We start from the raw sequence: 1,493 nt of genomic DNA, 5'->3' as shown, positions 1-1,493 counted from the left end.
CCCGCTCAATCAGCGCCTTCTTCAGCTGCTTGAAAAGCCCGTCTGCACCTGTGAGGTCTTCAGGCTTCTCATAGTTAGCAAGCAGTTGATCCAGCAGTTCAGGTGTAATCGTCGTGTCGGTCGTCATCTGAGTCTCCTCGGTAAGGTAAACTCACAGAAACCTGCTTACACATTCTTTCTGACACCCTCCAACTGCTGGCGCGAACCGCCCGCCTAAATAGTGGCAATTGCGCAGCTTGCTCCTCGCGTGTTGGCCCCATCCGTGCGCCTGCCGCCGACCAGTTCGAAGGTGCCTGCGACCCAGCAAGTGTGGCCCACGCTGGAGCCCAGTTAGCACACGAGAACCCACGGCGCGCATTACGCTATGCCATCCACAAAGCGCTGGTTCGTCGCCTTGTTCAACAAGCGCGCAGTTCTCAATGCTCTTCTCGTCGAGCGTCGTCCCGCTCCCGCGCAGGCAGAACCTGGTCTTCTCGCTCGCTTCACCCAAATGCGGCGCCCGCAAGAGCTCCTTCTGCTCCAGCTGCAAGCACTCTTCGCGCTTTGCGGGCGCCTCCGCTGCTGCTGGCGCCAACTGCGATCCGCCGGAGACGTTACCGTTGGCCATACGGTCCGAAGACCCCGAGAGCTGAGACGGCGAACCGCAGCATTTTGTTGCCCTGGCTTAGACTGTCAGTTGGTATTCATCAAAAGATATTCTCGGCTGCCTGCCATCTGTGCGGAACGCCGATCGTCAAACCGCCATCGACGACGATCTCGGAACCGGTAAAATAGCTGGACTCGTCGCTGAGTAGGAATAAGGCTGCATGCGACACGTCCTGCGGGCAGCCTGTCCGGCCCAGAGGAATAGGGAAAAGAGAGGGATCGAAACGCTCGGTAGTGGGCGTGGTAATGAAGCCGGGATGAATCGAGTTGACGCGGACGCCAGAGGCGGCTGCCTCCAGCGCAGCAGACTTTGTTATGCCCCGCACGCCGAACTTAGAAGCCACATAGGCATGAAGCCCGGCAGTGCCCCGCAGCCCCTCGACCGATGAGATGTTGACGATCGAACCGCCGCCCGCGCGCCGAATTGCCGGCAGGGCCGCCTGCATTCCGAGGAACACACCGGTTAAATTGACGGCAATGGTTCTATTCCACTGATCGAGCGAGAGCTGCTCGATGGAGGCCATGCTGGCGATCCCAGCATTGTTGACCAACCCATGCAGCGCGCCGAAGCTGCTTTCGGCGACCGCGACCGCCCTGGCCCACTCCGCCGGCTGGGTGACGTCCTGGCGCACGTAGATGGCGGAAGTGCCTAGTTCAGCAGCGAGAGTTTCCCCTTCTGCGTGAAGAATATCAGTAATTACGACCTTAGCGCCCTCGGCTACTAGTCACGTGAATCTAAAGTTCGCCACATAAAGTCTGTTGAGCTTTGTGGCAGAAGCGTTTGACGGAAGCCAAAATCTGATCGGCTGACTTGGTCCATTTGAAGGGCTTCGGGTTTCTGTTGTGCA

General features: G+C 58.7%; 1 pseudogene. It reads right to left on the bottom strand.

The annotated features are described in order from the left end of the window. Positions 1-686: 686 nt before the first annotated feature. Positions 687-1,358, bottom strand: a pseudogene (locus ACZYOF_RS43700) (SDR family oxidoreductase); the annotation flags it as partial. Positions 1,359-1,493 lie beyond the last annotated feature (135 nt).

This window comes from Bradyrhizobium sp. LeoA1Lang (assembly GCF_055413685.1).
This window is presented reverse-complemented; position numbering and strand designations above follow the sequence as displayed.